Origin of the sequence: Pigmentiphaga sp. (assembly GCF_033795525.1) — a bacterium.
Taxonomy (GTDB): domain Bacteria; phylum Pseudomonadota; class Gammaproteobacteria; order Burkholderiales; family Burkholderiaceae_B; genus Pigmentiphaga.
Map to the genome: position 1 here is coordinate 1 of NZ_JARYGM010000033.1, position 518 is coordinate 518.

General features: G+C 64.3%; 1 protein-coding gene. It reads left to right on the top strand.

From position 1 onward, the window contains the following. The coding region (locus QHC78_RS21090; RefSeq protein WP_319748113.1) for a recombination-associated protein RdgC at positions 1-518 on the top strand (518 nt) is incomplete at both ends.

Genomic DNA, 518 nt, shown 5'->3' on the forward strand with positions numbered 1-518 from the left:
TGTTCAAGAACGCCAAGATCTACCGGCTCACGTCCGTCGCGCCCTTCTGGAACCTGGACGAGCTGAACGACAAGCTGGCGGCGCACGCGTACGTGCCCGCCGGAGAGCTGCAGCGCGAATCGATCGGCTGGGTGGCGTCGCGCGACGGGGCTGAGTTGGCCCACTCGGTCAGCGGCAAGCTGCTCCTGACGCTGCGCGTCGAGTCCAAGCTGCTCCCCGGCAAGGCCATCAACCAGGCCACGGCCGCGCGCGCCCTCGAAATTGAGCATCAGCAAGGCCACAAGCCCGGCCGCAAGCAGATGAAGGAGATCCGCGAGAGGATCATCGACGAGAAGCTGCCCACGGCGCTGACCCAGTACGACGATATCCACCTCTGGATCGACCTGCTCGACCGCTGGCTGATCATCGACACCAGCACGCCCTCGAAGGCGGACATGGTCATCGGGCTGCTCGCCAAGTCCATCGAGCCGTTTCCTATCGAGAACCTGTATGTCGCCATTTCGCCGGCGCAAGCAATG